Genomic DNA, 16,616 nt, shown 5'->3' with positions numbered 1-16,616 from the left:
GAATCTTTCTTCGGAATCACTAAACCTCAATCGGACAGATATGAATTCCTGAGTCGCACCTTTTGTCCAATCATAAAATACTGGCAGCAAAAAGGCAAATCCCCATACCTTTTTCCATTCTAGGTCCGTCTTTAAGAATGCGGCTGTTATTACTACGTACAGTATATCCAGAAAAGTAAAGATCTATCCATATCCTGGCACACCGTAAATCTTTTTCCATTTGCTTAAATACCGGCTGTATGATGTATAAAAGTTTCCGCCACAAGCATATCTTCCGGTGTTGTCACCTTGATATTGCGGTACGATCCTTCCGTCAGCCTGACTTTATGTCTGGTCATTGACTCCACCACCATCGCATCATCGGTAACACCTGTCTGATATTCCACCCGGCCCATCATCTTGTCATAAGCTTCCCTGAGCAGAGGATAGGTAAATCCCTGCGGTGTCTGAACCGTCCAGACCAGGGAGCGATCCGGCGTCACTCCGGCAAATCCGGCATCATCCGAAAGCTTTACCGTATCCTTGGACGGCATCCCGGCCACACAGGCCCCATAACGCACCGAGTCATCCATCACCCGGGCAATCACCCCCGCATCGGCAAACGGCCTGGCTCCGTCGTGGATCAGGACATAATCTCCCTGGCCGTATCCCCCCTGTGCCTCCAGGCATTTAAGTCCTTCATAGACAGAGTGGTAGCGTTCTTTTCCTCCTGAGACCACGGCCAATATTTTAGTAAATCCGTATTTCTCTATTATTTCTTTGCGGCAATACTCTATTTCTTCCGCCCCCGTTACAAGCACAATATCATTCACCGGCCCATCCTCAAATGTTTTCAGTGAATAATAGATAAGAGGTTTCCCATCCAGGAGCATATACTGCTTTTGGACTTTGCTGTTCATCCGGCTCCCTCTGCCTGCCGCCAGTACGACAGCCGCAAACCGGCCTGTCTTATTTAAGGTTTCTTTGTCCATCGTCAGCGTTCCCCCAGCTTCAGATTCGGCACTGCATTAAGATCCCAGCCGGCCCGGGAACCATTGATGTATTCATAATAGGCCGCAACACCAATCATCGCCGCATTATCCGTACAGTAAATGGGGGACGGATGATAGAATTTGAGCCCGGCTTTGCGGCAGGCCTCCTCCATTCCTTCCCTGAGGGCCGTATTCGATGCAACGCCTCCGGCGATCGCAACCTTGTCATAGCCATATTCCCTGGCTGCTGCGATTGTCCTTGTGACCAGAACTTCCACTACGGCGTTCTGAAATGAGGCTGCGAGGTCGGGAACGGCAATCTCTTCTCCCGTCATTTTCGCATGATTAATATAGTTAAGAACAGCCGACTTTAAGCCGCTGAAGCTGAAGTCATAGGGATTCTCCCCGACTTTGGCTCTCGGAAATTCCACAGCATGTTTATTTCCGCCCTGTGCGGCCTTATCCACCTTAGGCCCTCCCGGATAGCCCAGACCCACAGCCCTTGCCACTTTGTCAAAAGCCTCCCCGGCGGCGTCATCCCTTGTTCTTCCAATAATCTCAAATTCTCCGTAATCCTTCACGATTACAAGGTGTGTATGCCCTCCGGATACGATAAGGCAGACAAACGGAGGCTCCAAATCTGCATTCTCAATAAAATTGGCCGATACGTGCCCTTCTATATGATGGACTCCTACCAGTGGTTTTTTAGCGGCATAAGCCAATGCCTTCGCCTCGGCCACCCCAACTAAAAGCGCACCCACCAGGCCGGGCCCGTAGGTGACTGCAATTGCCGTAATTTCCTCCAGGGTCATGTCCGCCTCTTTCAGGGCACTTTCTATTACCTGGTTGATCTTCTCTATATGTTTCCTGGAGGCAATCTCCGGAACTACCCCTCCATAGAGTGTATGAAGGTCAATTTGTGACGATATGACATTCGAGAGCACCTGGCGGCCGTTTTTCACCACGGAGGCTGCGGTCTCGTCACAGGAGCTTTCAATTGCAAGAATATAAACATCTTCATCTGTTGTATGTTTTTTCATGGCGTTTTCTTCCTCCCGCTTCCTAGTCTTCTTCAAAACCCAGCTCTGCCGTCCAGCCGTCCCTTGCCGCTTTCGCCTCAGGGAATATCTCTCTGACCTTATCCATATATTCTTCCGGTCTGGTGAGGGAAGGACTGTAATGGGTAAGCCACATCCGCGCGGGTTTCGCCGTCTTTGCGAGGTTTGCCGCCTCATACATCGTCATATGCTTGTATTCTCTGGCCTTGGACTCCTTTCCGTCCTCGCCGTACATTCCTTCACAGATAAACAGATCCGCATCCTGCGCATATTCCGCAATCACGGGAACCGGTCTGGTGTCCGTACAGTATGTGACGCGGATTCCTTTTCTGGCAGCTCCTAAAACCATATCCGGCGTCAGGGTGCGTCCGCCGTCCTCCACAATCTCACCTTTCTGAAGCCTGTTCCAGAACTTCTGGGGGATCTGCTGCTCTCTTGCGCGCTCCACATCAAACCGTCCCTTTCTTGGAATGGAAACAGAATATCCATAACAGGTGACATTATGGTTCACCTTGTATGCGTCGATCACATAAGGTCCTATTTCAAATTTTTCCCTTGGTTCCGTCATCTCAATAAATTGAAGCGGGAACGGAAGTTCCGGCGCTATTGTCCTGAGAGCGCCGACCACCCGTTCCAGTCCCTTCGGTCCAATCATAATCACGGGCTCTGTCCGCTCCGCATTTCCCATTGTCAGCAAAAGGCCCGGAAGACCGCTGATATGATCCGCGTGGTAATGGGTAAAGCACATTACATCGATCGGTTTTGGGCTCCATCCCTTCTCCTTCAGCGCCACCTGGGTTCCTTCACCGCAGTCTATTAATAAATTGCTCCCGTCACAGCGGGTCATCAGCGATGTCAGCCACCTATACGGCAGCGGCATCATTCCCCCTGTTCCCAGCAGACAAACGTCTAACATGTAAAATCCTCTTTTCTATTACATCCTGTCAAATAGTTCTCCCAAATCATACCATAAAAGGAAGCCAGGTTGCAAGGGGGAGGAGGATTTAGTTGGGAAACAGGAGTGATTGAGTTACTGTTCAAACGGATGTATCCCCCAAGGGGATTTCACATATTAATCCTGTCACAAAAGCTCTACCTGCTCCTCAATATCCACCGGAATACAGAATTCCGCCGTCATCCTGTCATAACATTCCTCACAGAGATCAAAATGATGCACTTCTCCATCCTTTTCCGAGAAATAATCCCACACATAGTCAAAGCGGGCAGCCCCTTCTCTCAGGATTCCGTCCTTCACAACCATCTTTTTCCCGCACATGTTACAGCAGACAGCTTCCAGTTGTCCATTTTCTTTGTACTTTCTCATAATATCCTCGCCTTTCTTCTTATCGTGTGTCACCTGTTTTTTTAACTTGTCCCTCTTTTTCCTGACCGGACCATTTTATTTTTTATCTCGTTTTTCCCGTCCGGCTTCCGAAGCTCTGATTTTCCCTGCTGCAGAGAAAAAAGGAGCATCGCCGTCAGGGATACTCCTACATTATATCTGGTTTATTCACGATTTCAGGTGGTAATTTTTTCAACTGTTACGGCGCCACATAATGAGTGCATCCTCTGCAGGATCGGTATAATACCTTTTTCTGACTGCTTCTGTTTTGAAACCGTATGATTTATAAAGATTTATGGCTGAGCTGTTGGAAGCTCTTACCTCTAAACTGATTTCTTCCACCTGGTTTATGCTGGCATACTCAGCCAGGATTTCCATAAGCTCCCTGCCGTACCCCCTCCCCCTGGACGCAGGCAGGACGGCAATTCTCATCAGTTCACCCTCCCCGGCTATCACGCGGAAGTTGCAGTACCCCTTGATTTTTCCTCCTTCTTCCAACACCCAAACCTTGTCAAAAGGACTCTCCAGGCACTCTTCGAGAAGTTTCCCGGACCAGGGTACGGTAAAACTTTTCTGCTCCAGTTCCGCCACGTCCTGTAAATCCTTAAGCTCCATCAAACGAATCGACGCCATTTCTATTACTCCCCGCTTTTCTCCACTACCACGATTCCTGCCGCCAGTTTATCCATTTCTCCCTGGCGTTCCGCTACCTCGCGTTCCCGTTCTGCCTGGGATTTGCGCAAATAGTCCGGCTTATGTTCCGACGCATCCTCTATTTTGCCCTGACTGTAATAAACAGCTCCCAGGGCTGCCACAGCCGCTGCTCTCTGCCGGTTTACATGGGCCGGTGCAAACTCACAGGGAACCTTTATTTCCTCTTCTATTATATGCCGGCAGACAGGCACCCCGTCACCGAGAAAAATGACTTTTTCCCCAATCCGGTTAAGTTCTTCTGCCAGCTCCCTAATATCCGCCGGCCACTGTTCCCTGACCACCTCGAATGAATCGCGGTAATGGTAGAGACCTGTATAGACCTGGTTTCTTCTCGCATCCATGATCGGACAAATCAATGAAGAAGTCCCATAGAGATTATAGGCCATTGCATCCATCGTCGGGACATGGATCAGCGGTTTTCCTAACGCCAGCCCCAGCCCTTTCCCCGTCGCTGAGCCGATGCGGAGTCCGGTAAAAGACCCGGGTCCTCCCGAGACAGCGATGGCGTCAACGGTAGCCAGTTCCTCCTCCAGCATCCCCATCATCTGATCGATCATGGGCAGCAGCGTCTGTGAGTGCGTTTTCTTTAAATTCACCGTATATTCTGCCGTAACAACGTCGTCCGTCACAATGGCCACCGAGGCCACCAGAGATGAACTTTCGATTCCAAGAATTCTCATTTTCTTTCCTCCACGGTTATTTTGCGGTAGTCAAAACCCTTTTCCAAATCCTTCTCAATCCGAATTTGAGTAAGCTGTTCCGGCAGAATTTCCTCGATCAGGTTGGACCACTCTATCAGGCTGACTCCATCACCGTAAAAACAGTCCTCATAGCCGATTTCATCCATCTCACTGATGTCTCCAATCCGATAGACGTCAAAGTGATAAAGTGGAAGACGTCCGTCATCGTATTGCTGGACAATGGTAAACGTAGGGCTGCTCACCGGCCCCTCAATGCCGAGTCCTTTCGCAAAACCCTGGGTAAATACGGTCTTTCCTACTCCCAGATCTCCGTTTAAGCAGTACACCTCTCCCGGCTTTGCTTTCTTTCCCAGGTTCGCCCCCAGTTCAAATGTTTCTTCCGGTGTAAATGTCTCTATTGTCATCTCAGATCCCTTTCCTCTTTTCTGCCGGGACATACTCTCTGATTACGTTCAGAAACTGCTCTTTTTTGCTCCCGTCGAGTACCCGTTCCGGGAACAGGTATGCCCTGTCCTTGGTCAGATACAAGATATAAATATCCGATATCTTTCCCACCTTTACAATCTGGTTCCACCGGATTACGGCCTTATCCTTCCCCTGGTGTACCCTCAGTCCGTTATAATCTATTTTAAAATGGGTTTCCTTAGATCTCTGGGGATCCAGCGTCTCCTTGCCGGCTTTCCTGTACAGGACAAACGGCTGGGTCGCTGCGATCAATATGACTGCCAGGGCCAGAACACCCTTCATATAGCCAGGCTGCGCGGACCAGGTGGCTGCCACTGCTCCAAGAGCCAGCACCGAACAGCCGATGCTGATAGCGCCCGCTGTGGAATGGTAATAGTGGTGAAGCGAAAACAGGAAAATCTCCCTTGCCGTTACTTTAATTCGTAAATCCATATTACACGCCTCTTTTCTCCGGCGTCCTATCTCTCCGCCCTGCCGGGCAAGGATAAATAGTGAAGAGACAAAACACCAATATTTCCTTCCCACATCTTAATATAGGAATTGAAAAAAGTCAATCGGGGCTGCATTCCGAACAGCTATACGGACTTCGTCAAAAAACGGCTCTCCCACTGTCTATTGGGGATATCACATCATGGCCTATCCGGCTTTACCCGGTACCTCTTTTGCATCTTCAGCTGCCGTTCTTCCCCTTGCCAGTCTATATTGTTTCCTGTATACTTGTGAATATAAAGGACGGTAAAACAGTATGAAAAAAATATTACTATTCACCACAGGAGGCACCATCGCCTCGAAAGAAGGCACTAACGGCCTCGAACCCGAGATGAATGCGGACGAGCTGCTTTCTTATATGGGAGATTTAACATCGCGCTATGAAATCACCTGCCGTGAACTTCTCAGTCTGGACAGTTCCAATATCCAGGCGGAGGAATGGAGAAAAATAGCCCGCAATATCTTCGAAAATCTGGATATTTATGACGGTATTGTCGTCACCCACGGAACCGACACCATGGCATATACCTCCTCCATGCTGTCTTTCATGCTCCAGAACCTGCCCATCCCCGTTGTGCTGACCGGCTCACAGATGCCCATCGACAACATGCTGACCGATGCGCGAAACAATCTTTACTCGGCCTTTGCCGCCATTGATGCCAAAATAAACGGCGTCTGTGTGGCATTCAACCGCCGGATTATGCTGGGCTGCCGCGCCGTCAAGGTGAGGACACTTGGTTTCGAAGCTTTTGAGAGTGTAAATGCCCCCTATCTGGCAGAGGTCTTCGCCAATGGGATGCGCAGATATCATGAGCCGGAAAAGCCGGTATCTTCCGCCCCGCTTGCCGATCCGCCAACCGCAGGCTCCTGCCGCGCCGTATTAAATGACAGCATTTCCACCGACGTTTTTTTGCTGAAGCTGATTCCAAACACCAAACCGGCTATCTTTGATGCGCTGAAAAATCTGGGATACCGCGGAATCGTGCTGGAAGCATTCGGAGCAGGCGGACTGCACTTTTTCAGAAGAAACCTGCTTGAAAAACTGGAGCAGCTCACAAAAGCCGGTATCAGTGTCGTGGCATGCAGCCAGTGCCTGTATGAACCAAGTGATTTCTCTATCTACGAGGTAGGACGCCGTCTGCTGGAATGCGGAGTCATCCCGGGCCGTGATATGACAACCGAAGCGGCTGTCACAAAACTGATGTGGGCTCTCGGACAGACGGATGATCCTGAAAAGGTCCGTGAAATTTTTAATACGAATATTGCAGGCGAGGTTTCCATTACCGAAGAAGAATAACCGCCCTCCCAATCATGAGGCCGGGCAGAATCCCGTCCTGAGATTCTAATGATACTCACAAAATAAAACCTGAAAATAAATGCGGCTTCAGAAAAATCACATATGATTTTTCTGAGCAACAGGAGAAAAACATGAACGAGACAGAAAAACAGATATTAAAGATCATTGATGAACACCGTGAAGAACTGATCTCCATGGGAAATACACTCTATACCCGCGCAGAGCGTGGATTTGCCGAGGTGAATACCTCTGCCTTTATTGCAGAACAACTGAAAAAGCTCGGTTTATCCGTCCGTACCGGACTGGCCGGAACAGGGCTCCGCGCTTCCATCGGCAAAGAGGGCGGCGTGAATCTCGCCCTGATCAGTGAGCTGGATGGAATCCTCTGCCCTTCCCATCCACAGGCCGCTCCCGACGGAATGAGCCATGCCTGCGGCCACCATGCCCAGATGACAGCGATGCTCGGGGCCGCAATTGCCCTGACGGCGCCGGAAGTTGCCGGTGAGCTGGACGGACTGGCCACCTTTTTCGCCGTACCATCCGAGGAATTTCTCAGTGAGGATATACGCAGCGGACTGAGGGAAAAAAAGATTTCCACCCATTCCGGAGGAAAGGCCGAACTGATCTCCCGCGGCTGTTTTGAAGACATTGATATGGCGATCACCACACACGCCCATATGCTCCCCTTCGGTGAATATGATTTCGTCCTCGGCAACAACGCCTGCACCGGGTTCATAGGAAAAACGGCGACATTTTACGGCAAAGCCGCCCATGCGGCAGGAGCTCCCCACGAGGGAATCAATGCAATGAATGCGGCCGCCCTTGCCCTCAGCGCTCTCGGCATGATACGCGAAACATTCCAGGAAAAAGATTATGTCCGGGTGCATCCAATTATGAAAGAGGCCGGTTCTGCCGTCAACGTCGTGCCCGATAAAGCTGTTCTCGATATGATGGTGCGGGCCGGCAGCCTGAAAGCCGTCGCCGAGGTATCTGAGAAAACGGACCGCGCCTTCAAAGGGGCTGCCTATGCCATCGGCGCCAAGGTTGAGATTAAAGATGTACCCGGCTATCTGCCCGTCATCGAACGCCTGCCGGATCAGGTTATGATAGACGCCGCCGGGCTCATCGGTGAATCCATCCGCTGGACTTCCATTACACCCGGTCAGGAAAATATGACTTCCACCGATGTCGGCGATCTGACCCACCTGATGCCAGTGCTTAATTTTACCTTCGGCGGATTCGAGGGCGCACTGCACAGCAAAGATTTCCGCCTGACCGATGAGGAAAAGGCTTTTGTAAATCCTGCCAAACTGATGGCTCTTACCGCTTACCGCCTTCTGACAAACCAGGCAAAAGAAGCCGGACAGATTCTTAAAGATTTTACACCGGCTCTTACAATTGAGGAGTATCTTGATTATATAAAATAAATCACAGTCTCTTGCGCTGCCGCGCAGTTGCTTCAGCAATTATTTACCCTCTGCGCGGCATGTGCATCCTCGCGGAGCGTTCTTTCGTTACAGATTATATTCCTTCAACAATTGTTCCTGATACTCCGGCTCTTCCAGGGATTTCACCATATCTTCGTTCCTTCCGTCCTTTAACAGTCTCCGAATCAATTCGTTGATCCGGTCACTGCCTTCCTTTCTCCCCTCTTCTCTTCCTTCATTTCGCTCTTCCTCCAATATTCTGCACATACTCTCTACTCCTTTCTCTTTCTCCTTGAAAAACTTCACTCTCCTGACAACATTCGGAAATGTCTCTGTTTGATAACTACTGTCCGACTTTTTCATATAAGAGAGCAATTCGTTGATTTTTTCATTGCTGCATTCACATTCCAGATTCGCATATATCTCATGGATTCCGTTATCCACAGTGTTACCGATATTCTTCAGCCTGCGCTCGACATAATAGATTCCCAGCTTATGTGCAAAAAAATCTTTTTCCGTAATAAAAATCAGATACAAATCCGGAAGCTCCTCATAGGGCACTCCCTTTTCCAGGCAGCTCATGTCGATGCTGGCCTGATAGTATCTCACCCTCCTCTGGTTATCACCGTCATTTCGTATCTGCATCTCTATGTTGACCAGTTTCCCGCTCATATCCTCCGCCAGTATATCCAAAATCACCGAACGGTTCTCAACATTGCGGATCGAATACTGTGCCTTTACCTCTTTGACGGTAAATCCCGGCTCGTCCAGTATTATCCTGATAACCTCCTCACAGGCGCTCCTGTCCTCCAGCACTTTTCCACAAAACACATCGCTTGTCATATTGAACTGCTGAACCTTCTTCCGGCGTTCCTCATAAAAATCCATCCTGCTGCAGAAACCGCCCGCTGTGCTTCTTTTATCCATCCGTAACTCCTCTCTTTTATGACAGGAGCTGTCTTTCCTGCCATATCCTTTTATCTGTTGAACTATGGCAGAAATTGCCGGTTACAATGCAAAACTGCATTGCAGAATTAAAAATCAGGATGCCTTGAGACGGCATCGACTTGTATTGTAATTATAACTTTGCGAAGACGGAATGGCAAGAACTATTTCTTTCCTCCGCATCCGTTACTGGGCATAGAATGCCCAGTAACACACTTCCCCTGTTTCTCTCATCCATTCAGATAATCTATCGCAAACTGCACATAGATTCCCGTTCCGTTTGGGAGCTGTTCCTCATCCACCTCGAAATCAGGATGATGATGCACACAGCAGATTCCCTTTTCTCTGTTTCTCACTCCTAAAAATCCATAAACACCGGGCACCTTCTCCATCAGAACGGAAAAATCCTCCGCGCCCGTCATTTTATCCAGATGAACAAGAGCCGCTTTTCCCATTTGTTTCTCCGCGGCGCTTCTCGCTATTTTATTTAAATCCTCATGGTCGTTGATAACCGGTCCCGGGAAAAAGCAGTATTCCGTCTCCGCCTCGCAGCCGTATGCCATGGCTACACCTGAGGCCATATCGGTGATGAGCTTTGGCAGGCTCTTTCTGAATTCTCTGTTAAAAGTTCTGGTGGTTCCCACCAGTTCCACCTGTCCGGCCAGAATATTAGACTGGGTTCCCCCATTCATCATCCCCACCGACAGTACAAAGGTGTTCTGGGGGTTATTGACGCGGCTTACCAGGGTCTGAAGCGCCATAACAACGGCTGCCGCACCTACAACGGCATCCTTTCCCTCATGAGGGGCGCTTCCGTGTGAGGAGCAGCCCTTGATCCGGATTGTAAACCGATCGCTGGATGCCATCCTCTCCCCGTCCTCAAAGTTGACGCAGCCGGAATCCAGGAGCGCCCACACATGCATTCCGAAGATTGCATCCACACCGTCCAGTGCGCCGTTATCTACATAATGCTTTGATTCTATCCCGACTTCCTCTCCCATCTGGAAGAGCAGTTTCACTGTACCCGAAAATTCATCCCTGTGGGACGACAGGATTTTGGCGGCCGCCAGAAGCATGGCCATATGGCAGTCATGGCCGCAGGCATGCATCACGCCCGGATTTTGAGAGGAATATTCTTTATTCTGCGGTTCAGTGATCGGCAGGGCATCTATATCCGCCCGCAGCATTACGGTTTTTCCCGAACCCGGCTCCCCGCCCGGACGGGTTCCCTCGATGGTTCCCACTGCGCCGGTGCAGTCGTCGAATGTGCGGACCGGAATGCCCATTTCCTCCAGTTCCCTTACAATATGTTCCGTTGTACCGGCCTCTTCCTTTGATACCTCAGGATGCGCGTGGAAAAAGCGGCGCTGCGTAAGTATATATTCCTTCTGTTCTCCTGCAAGCTCTTTTATATTCACAGCGATTTTCCCCCCTTTTCCACTTCTCCGCCTTCCAGATAATCATAGGCAAACTGCGCATAGAGCGCCGCTCCTCTTGGCAGAAGTTTTTCATCCACACGAAAATGGACGGAATGAACGGGATGGACGCTTCCGCACTCCTCATTATAATAGCCTATAAAGCACAGCAGTCCCGGAACTTTTTCCATCAGAATGGACATGTCCTCGGAACCCATTACCCTCGGCATCTTTTTAAGGACCTCTTCTCCATACAGCTTCACTGCCGCCGCCCTGGCGAGCTCATTGAGTTCGAGATCGTCATTAATGACCGGAGGTTCAATCGGGTTATTGATAAATTCGGCACGACAGCCAAGCGCCTCCGCCGTGCCGCCGATGATTCTTCCCAGTTCCTTCTGAACCTTCTTCCTCATCTCCACTCCATAAGTCCGGATAGTCCCTTCCATCTCCACACGGTCGGCAATGATATTAAACTGGGTTCCGGCCTTCACCATGCCCACCGACACCACCATTGGATTCAGCGGATCATTTTCCCTGCTGACAAAAGTCTGTATATTCATGATAATCGAGCTGGCGGCCACAATGGCATCGTGCCCCAGGTGCGGGGTGGAGCCGTGTACCGAGGAGCCCTCCACAATAATTTTAAAATTGTCGCAGGACGCCATCCGGAATCCATCCTCGATATTTATAAAGCCTGTTTCCATGCTGGCCCAGACGTGGATTCCCATCAGGGCGTCCACATCGTCCAGATATCCATGATCCACATAGTAGTGCGCCCCATGGCAGGATTCCTCCGCCGACTGGAATAAAAGTTTTACCGTACCACAGAGACCTTCCTGATGGCTGCTCAGCATACGGGCCGCCCCTAAAAGCATTGCGCTGTGGCAGTCGTGTCCGCAGGCATGCATTGCTCCCGGATTGCAGGAAGAAAAAGCCTCCCCGCTCTCCTCGTTCAGCGGCAAGGCGTCAATGTCAGCCCTGAGCATCACCGTCTTCCCCGGTTTTTCCCCGCGGATCGTGCCAATCACGCCGTAATAATCGGGAAAACGCTGCGTTTCAATTCCCATACTTTCCAGTTCTTTTGTAATATACGCCGTCGTATCTCTTTCCTCAAAAGATACCTCCGCGTGGCTGTGTATCCACCGTCTCTTCTCGACAATATAATCGCTCAGCCCAGCGGCCTCCTCTTTAAAATTCATACTGTTTCCTTTCATTTATCTCCGAACCGAAAAATTCGGCAGCAGTAACGCACCAATCGCAAAGCGAGAAAAACCAGAAGGTTTTTCCCGCCTTTCTTCCGTCTCCGGATTTTTTACTATAAAAAGATTCCGCCGCCAGGACCCAGGGGCAGGTTGAACATTGCCCAGATTACCAGCAAAATAAGCCATGTTACCGTAAAGGTCACGGAATAAGGAATCATATTGGCTATAATTGTTCCCATACCCGTATCTTTCTCATATCTTCTGGCAAATCCGAGGATCAGCGGGAAATAATAGAACAGCGGTGACAGAGGGTTGGTGATGGAGTCACCGATTCTGTATGCCACCTGTGTAACCGCGGGGTCATATCCCAGGATCATCATCATCGGTACAAATACGGGAGCCAGGATTGCCCATTTTGCCGATGCGGAACCGATGAACAGGTTGACGATACAGGATACAATGACAAGACCCACGAGTAACGGAATACCGGTAAAGTTCATTGCCGTCAGCAGATCGGCGCCCTTGATGGCGATAATCGCTCCCAGGTTGCTCCAGCTGAAGTAGTTTGTAAACTGTGCACAGAAGAAGCACAGCAGTATGTATGGAGCCATATCTTTAAACGCATCCACGATGTCTGCAAATAACGCCTTGTCATTCTTATATCTGCCGGAGGCAAATCCGTATACCGCGCCCGGTACAAAGAGAATGATGGATACCGTTACAATAATTCCGCTCATAAACGGAGAGGTGGAGGCCATCAGGGAACCTGTTTCCGGGTCGCCGAGAACAGGATCGCTTCCGAGACACATTGCAATGATTACCACAACCGTAATTACGAAAGACAGGCCGGCCAGGTTGAGGGCCTTATGCTGTTTTGGAGAAAGTTCAGCCGCCGCCTTATCATATTCATATTTACTCAAGTCCTGGCCCTCAAAACGCGGCGCCATGAATTTTTCCGTCAGGATTGTTCCGACGATCGAGAGTACGATACAGGAGGCTATCAGGAAATAATAGTTGATGGCGGGAGAAGCCACATAATTTGGGTCAATCATCTGGGCCGCCGCCTCCGTATATCCGTAGGCGAGGGCGTCGGAAAGTCCGAGGGCCACGTTGGCGCAGAAACCTGCGGCCACACCGGCGTATGCGGTAAACATACCTAAAAGCGGATGTCTTCCCATTCCAAGATAAATGATGGCCGCCAGAGGAGGCATCACAACGAAAGCCGCATCCCCGGCAATATTGCCGTTGATTCCTACAAAAATAATTACAAATGTTACGAACGCCGGCGCTGCGCTTCCAAGCATCTTCTGCATGAACGCTGCCAGGAAACCGCTCTTTTCAGCCGCACCGGAACCAATTACCGCAACAAGCACCATTCCAAGCGGAGCGAATCCCGAAAAGTTGGTTACCGCCTTGCTCCACATCATGCGGACGCCTGCTTTGGAAAACAGATTGACAACCGATAAGGTCTCTCCTGTTCCCGGATGGACTGCGGTGACCCCCATGGCGCTGAAAATACCGGATAACACTACGATGAGTGTCGCCAGAAGAACGAACAGCGTCGCCGGGTCGGGAAGCTTGTTGCCCGCTACTTCAATCCCGTTCAGGATCCGGTCAAGCAGCTTCTTTTTACCTTTTTCTTTACTCATATACTTACCCTCCTGTCTGATATAATATTATTTGATAATTCGCATAATAATACATCATTTTGTGATATTGTATCAAAAATTTCAGAACATGACAAGTTTTTTATGAGACGTTACGAAACAATGTTACGAAACAATTGTCAGCTTTACAAAGACAATTCAGCTCCCCTTTACCGGCAGAAAATTCAAGTTCTCCAATCCTGTTTTGGTAAAGCGGGTGAACAATCATCCGCCGTTGCAATTGCAGGCTGCCGTTATCAATTTAAAAGCGGTCCGGACCAATGCAGGGTCCGAACCGCTGAAATCATATTTTTCGTAACGATTCCGTTAATTTATGGTTACCGCTTCACGATGCGCAGAAATACCGGAAAACGCTGTTTCGTACCTGCCAACCCCGGGATTTTCATGCATAAATACTCCTCGCAGAATACTACCTTTTGAACCGTTACTATTTTATTTTCATTGTCAGGGAAATCCTCTTTTTACCCAGATCCACACTCAGCACTTTGACTTCCACGATATCGCCGACACTGACCGCCTCCAGCGGATGTTTAATATACCGGTCCGTCATCTGGGAGATATGTACCAGTCCGTCCTGATGCACGCCAATATCCACAAAGGCGCCGAAATCGATGACATTTCTGACCGTCCCCTTGAGCACCATGCCGGGTGTCAAATCCTTCATATCCATAACGTCCGTCCTGAGGATCGGCTTCGGCATCTCATCACGCGGATCCCTGGCCGGTTTCTCCAGCTCGCTTACAATGTCTCTCAGCGTAATCTCGCCTATTTCCAGTTCCTGGGACAGCTTTTTATAGTCCGTCACCTTTCTGCTGATTCCTTTAATTCCTCCTGATGAAAGTTCATTGATATCATATCCGAGACGTTTCAGGAGCGCCTCGGCCGCCTTGTAGCTCTCGGGATGCACGCTGGTCGTGTCCAGAGGATTCTTTCCCCCCTGGATCCTCATGAATCCGGCACACTGTTCATATGCCTTCGGTCCCAGTTTGGCCACCTTGAGAAGGCCTTTCCGGCTTTCAAACACACCGTTTTCCTCACGGTAGGCAACGATATTTTTCGCAATTGTCTTATTGATTCCGGAAATGTACTCCAAAAGGGAGGCCGACGCGGTGTTTAAATCAACGCCCACCCTATTTACACAATCTTCCACTACGCCCTGAAGGGCCTCGCTCAGGTTTTTCTGGTTCATGTCGTGCTGGTACTGCCCCACACCGATGGATTTCGGATCGATCTTGACCAGCTCGGCCAGAGGATCCTGGAGTCTTCTGGCGATCGAAACCGCGCTTCTCTGTCCCACGTCAAACTGCGGGAATTCTTCCGTGGCCAGCTTGCTGGCGGAGTAAACGGAGGCGCCTGCCTCGTTGACGATAATATACTGCACCTGCTCCGGAATCTCCTTTAAGAGTTCCACAATAATCTGCTCCGACTCTCTGGACGCGGTGCCGTTTCCTACGGAAATCAGGGAGACACCGTACTTCTTAATCAGGTTTTTCAGGATTTTCTTGGACTCCTCCACTTTATTCTGTGGTGCTGTCGGATAAATCACCACCGTATCAAGTACTTTTCCGGTGGCATCCACCACCGCCAGTTTACAGCCCGTCCTGAATGCGGGATCCCATCCGAGGACAACACGGCCCATGATTGGAGGCTGCATCAGAAGCTGCTCCAGGTTCTTTCCAAACACCTTGATCGCTCCCGCCTCGGCGTTTTCAGTGAGTTCACTGCGGATTTCCCGCTCAATGGCAGGAGAAATCAGACGCTTATAGCTGTCCTCCGCCACTTCCTTCAAAATGTCCGATGTCTCGGGATTGTCCCTGGTAATCACTTTCTTTTCCAGAAAACGGAGTATCTTTTCCTCCGGTGCAGTAATCTTTACCGTCAGAATTTTCTCCTTTTCTCCCCTGTTGAGGGCAAGAATCCGGTGGCCGGCCGTCTTTTTCAGCGGCTCAGTAAAGTTATAATACATCTCATAGACGGATTCCGTCTTCTCATCCCGGGCCGAAGAGTCGAGGGAGCCCTCCTGAAACGTGGTCTTCCTGATATAGGTTCTGTATTCCGCCGTCTCCGCAATCCGCTCCGCCAGAATATCCTTTGCCCCGTTAAGCGCATCCGCTGCGGTCGGGACGCCTTTTTCCTCCGAAATATATTTCTCGGCCTCTTTAAGGATCGGTGTCTTCGCCATCTGCAGGCTGATCAGGTTGGCAAGAGGCTCCAGCCCCTTTTCCTTCGCAATGCTGGCTCTTGTCTTCCTCTTCGGCCTGTACGGAAGATAGAGATCCTCCACAGCCACCAGCGTTGCCGCCGCCAGAATCTTCTTCTCCAGCTCCGGAGTCAGTTTTTCCTGTTCACGTATGGAATTAATAACCTGGGCTTTGCGCTCCTCCAGGTTCCTTAAATATTTTAACCTCTCGTCCAGATTTCGCAGCACCTCATCATTCAGGGAGCCGGTGGCCTCCTTGCGGTAACGTGCTATAAAAGGGATGGTATTGCCTTCATCGATCAGTTTGACTGCGGCCTCTACCTGGCTGCGGTTAATCTGAAGCTCGTCCTTTAAAATTTGTATAATGTCCATTCTGTTTCCTCACTTTATGTCGTAGCACCAACAGTTCCACTATTTTCCTGTGCGAGATTATTATACAGGATTCTTTATCAGGGTGCAAGATGAGAATAAGGGGGGATTACAGCGGCGGATTGGGCTGTGGCGGAAATCCCCTTTGCTCGAGTCTTTGCTCGAGTCTTCGATTAATTTTTCTTGACAAATTCCTTTTAACTGGCTATATTAAAAAAATATGGTGATCATATGACTGACGGAACAAGTGGAAGACCACGTGGAGTATGATCGAAAACCGGCCGACCGTCTGGGCAGAAAAGCCTGGACAGCCGGCTTTTTTTGATCTTTTTTCTGAGAAAAGGAGGTTTTTCA

At 49.8% G+C, this 16,616-nt stretch carries 15 protein-coding genes and 1 riboswitch; of the genes, 2 read left to right on the top strand and 13 right to left on the bottom strand.

Features of this window, described 5'->3' with window-relative positions:
* Window positions 1-224 precede the first annotated feature (224 nt).
* The 8 genes from ispD to V3C10_03990 all read right to left on the bottom strand — a co-directional run bounded on the left by ispD (window position 225) and on the right by V3C10_03990 (window position 5,683).
* Window positions 225-971: a 2-C-methyl-D-erythritol 4-phosphate cytidylyltransferase gene (ispD, locus tag V3C10_04025; GenBank protein ID WVP63007.1), complete on the bottom strand. Its 747-nt coding sequence runs from the start codon at window positions 969-971 to the stop codon at window positions 225-227.
* A gap of 2 nt (window positions 972-973) precedes the next feature.
* A complete protein-coding gene (gene tsaD, locus V3C10_04020; protein WVP63006.1) occupies window positions 974-2,011 on the bottom strand; it encodes a tRNA (adenosine(37)-N6)-threonylcarbamoyltransferase complex transferase subunit TsaD in 1,038 nt (345 codons plus the stop codon).
* Window positions 2,012-2,033: 22 nt separating this feature from the next.
* Window positions 2,034-2,945 (bottom strand): ribonuclease Z, encoded by a 912-nt coding sequence (locus V3C10_04015; GenBank protein WVP63005.1) that lies wholly within the window; start codon window positions 2,943-2,945, stop codon window positions 2,034-2,036.
* 165 nt (window positions 2,946-3,110) lie between these two features.
* Window positions 3,111-3,353 carry a hypothetical protein gene (locus tag V3C10_04010; protein ID WVP63004.1) on the bottom strand — a complete coding sequence of 81 codons (243 nt, stop codon included), beginning with the start codon at window positions 3,351-3,353 and terminating at the stop codon, window positions 3,111-3,113.
* Between the two features lie 210 nt (window positions 3,354-3,563).
* Window positions 3,564-4,004: a ribosomal protein S18-alanine N-acetyltransferase gene (rimI, locus tag V3C10_04005; GenBank protein WVP63003.1), complete on the bottom strand. Its 441-nt coding sequence runs from the start codon at window positions 4,002-4,004 to the stop codon at window positions 3,564-3,566.
* A 5-nt stretch (window positions 4,005-4,009) separates the two neighbouring features.
* Window positions 4,010-4,765 carry a tRNA (adenosine(37)-N6)-threonylcarbamoyltransferase complex dimerization subunit type 1 TsaB gene (tsaB, locus tag V3C10_04000; protein ID WVP63002.1) on the bottom strand — a complete coding sequence of 252 codons (756 nt, stop codon included), beginning with the start codon at window positions 4,763-4,765 and terminating at the stop codon, window positions 4,010-4,012.
* The gene (gene tsaE, locus V3C10_03995; protein WVP63001.1) at window positions 4,762-5,190 is read right to left on the bottom strand and encodes a tRNA (adenosine(37)-N6)-threonylcarbamoyltransferase complex ATPase subunit type 1 TsaE; all 429 of its coding nucleotides are present in this window, start codon (window positions 5,188-5,190) and stop codon (window positions 4,762-4,764) included. Before tsaE ends, tsaB begins: the two co-directional genes overlap by 4 nt.
* 1 nt (window position 5,191) lies before the next feature.
* On the bottom strand, window positions 5,192-5,683 hold the full coding sequence (locus V3C10_03990) for a YcxB family protein (GenBank protein WVP63000.1): 492 nt from the start codon (window positions 5,681-5,683) through the stop codon (window positions 5,192-5,194).
* 313 nt (window positions 5,684-5,996) lie between these two features.
* Here V3C10_03990 and V3C10_03985 point away from each other — a divergent pair, with 313 nt between their 5' ends.
* Both V3C10_03985 and V3C10_03980 read left to right on the top strand, forming a co-directional pair.
* Complete coding sequence (locus tag V3C10_03985) at window positions 5,997-7,037, top strand: asparaginase (protein ID WVP62999.1); 1,041 nt, start codon at window positions 5,997-5,999, stop codon at window positions 7,035-7,037.
* 131 nt (window positions 7,038-7,168) lie between these two features.
* The gene (locus tag V3C10_03980; protein WVP62998.1) at window positions 7,169-8,464 is read left to right on the top strand and encodes an amidohydrolase; all 1,296 of its coding nucleotides are present in this window, start codon (window positions 7,169-7,171) and stop codon (window positions 8,462-8,464) included.
* Window positions 8,465-8,551: 87 nt separating this feature from the next.
* Here the strand turns inward: V3C10_03980 and V3C10_03975 are convergent, their stop codons facing one another.
* The 5 genes from V3C10_03975 to V3C10_03955 all read right to left on the bottom strand — a co-directional run bounded on the left by V3C10_03975 (window position 8,552) and on the right by V3C10_03955 (window position 16,265).
* Window positions 8,552-9,391: a PD-(D/E)XK nuclease family transposase gene (locus tag V3C10_03975; protein WVP62997.1), complete on the bottom strand. Its 840-nt coding sequence runs from the start codon at window positions 9,389-9,391 to the stop codon at window positions 8,552-8,554.
* A 248-nt stretch (window positions 9,392-9,639) separates the two neighbouring features.
* A complete protein-coding gene (locus V3C10_03970; protein ID WVP62996.1) occupies window positions 9,640-10,827 on the bottom strand; it encodes an amidohydrolase in 1,188 nt (395 codons plus the stop codon).
* Window positions 10,824-12,023, bottom strand: coding sequence for an amidohydrolase (locus V3C10_03965; protein ID WVP62995.1), 1,200 nt, complete (start codon window positions 12,021-12,023; stop codon window positions 10,824-10,826). The genes V3C10_03970 and V3C10_03965 overlap by 4 nt, the downstream gene beginning before the upstream one ends.
* 116 nt (window positions 12,024-12,139) lie before the next feature.
* Entirely contained in the window at window positions 12,140-13,675 is a 1,536-nt protein-coding gene (locus tag V3C10_03960) for an AbgT family transporter (protein WVP62994.1), read from the bottom strand.
* A gap of 445 nt (window positions 13,676-14,120) precedes the next feature.
* Complete coding sequence (locus V3C10_03955) at window positions 14,121-16,265, bottom strand: Tex family protein (GenBank protein ID WVP62993.1); 2,145 nt, start codon at window positions 16,263-16,265, stop codon at window positions 14,121-14,123.
* A gap of 218 nt (window positions 16,266-16,483) precedes the next feature.
* Window positions 16,484-16,564: riboswitch (ZMP/ZTP riboswitch) on the top strand.
* Window positions 16,565-16,616 lie beyond the last annotated feature (52 nt).

This window comes from [Clostridium] symbiosum, assembly GCA_036419695.1.
Classification (GTDB): Bacteria; Bacillota; Clostridia; order Lachnospirales; family Lachnospiraceae; genus Otoolea; species Otoolea symbiosa_A.
The sequence above is the reverse complement of the archived record's forward strand: the minus strand, read 5'-3'. Positions and strand labels throughout refer to the sequence as shown.

Coding starts and splice junctions, on each gene's coding strand:
- V3C10_03985 (WVP62999.1), top strand. CDS start 5,997: ATGAAAAAAATATTACTATTCACCACAGGAGGCACCATCGCCTCGAAA.
- V3C10_04010 (WVP63004.1), bottom strand. CDS start 3,353: ATGAGAAAGTACAAAGAAAATGGACAACTGGAAGCTGTCTGCTGTAAC.
- V3C10_03975 (WVP62997.1), bottom strand. CDS start 9,391: ATGGATAAAAGAAGCACAGCGGGCGGTTTCTGCAGCAGGATGGATTTT.
- tsaD (WVP63006.1), bottom strand. CDS start 2,011: ATGAAAAAACATACAACAGATGAAGATGTTTATATTCTTGCAATTGAA.
- V3C10_03980 (WVP62998.1), top strand. CDS start 7,169: ATGAACGAGACAGAAAAACAGATATTAAAGATCATTGATGAACACCGT.
- rimI (WVP63003.1), bottom strand. CDS start 4,004: ATGGCGTCGATTCGTTTGATGGAGCTTAAGGATTTACAGGACGTGGCG.
- V3C10_04015 (WVP63005.1), bottom strand. CDS start 2,945: ATGTTAGACGTTTGTCTGCTGGGAACAGGGGGAATGATGCCGCTGCCG.
- V3C10_03960 (WVP62994.1), bottom strand. CDS start 13,675: ATGAGTAAAGAAAAAGGTAAAAAGAAGCTGCTTGACCGGATCCTGAAC.
- V3C10_03990 (WVP63000.1), bottom strand. CDS start 5,683: ATGGATTTACGAATTAAAGTAACGGCAAGGGAGATTTTCCTGTTTTCG.
- V3C10_03965 (WVP62995.1), bottom strand. CDS start 12,023: ATGAATTTTAAAGAGGAGGCCGCTGGGCTGAGCGATTATATTGTCGAG.
- ispD (WVP63007.1), bottom strand. CDS start 971: ATGGACAAAGAAACCTTAAATAAGACAGGCCGGTTTGCGGCTGTCGTA.
- V3C10_03955 (WVP62993.1), bottom strand. CDS start 16,265: ATGGACATTATACAAATTTTAAAGGACGAGCTTCAGATTAACCGCAGC.
- tsaB (WVP63002.1), bottom strand. CDS start 4,765: ATGAGAATTCTTGGAATCGAAAGTTCATCTCTGGTGGCCTCGGTGGCC.
- tsaE (WVP63001.1), bottom strand. CDS start 5,190: ATGACAATAGAGACATTTACACCGGAAGAAACATTTGAACTGGGGGCG.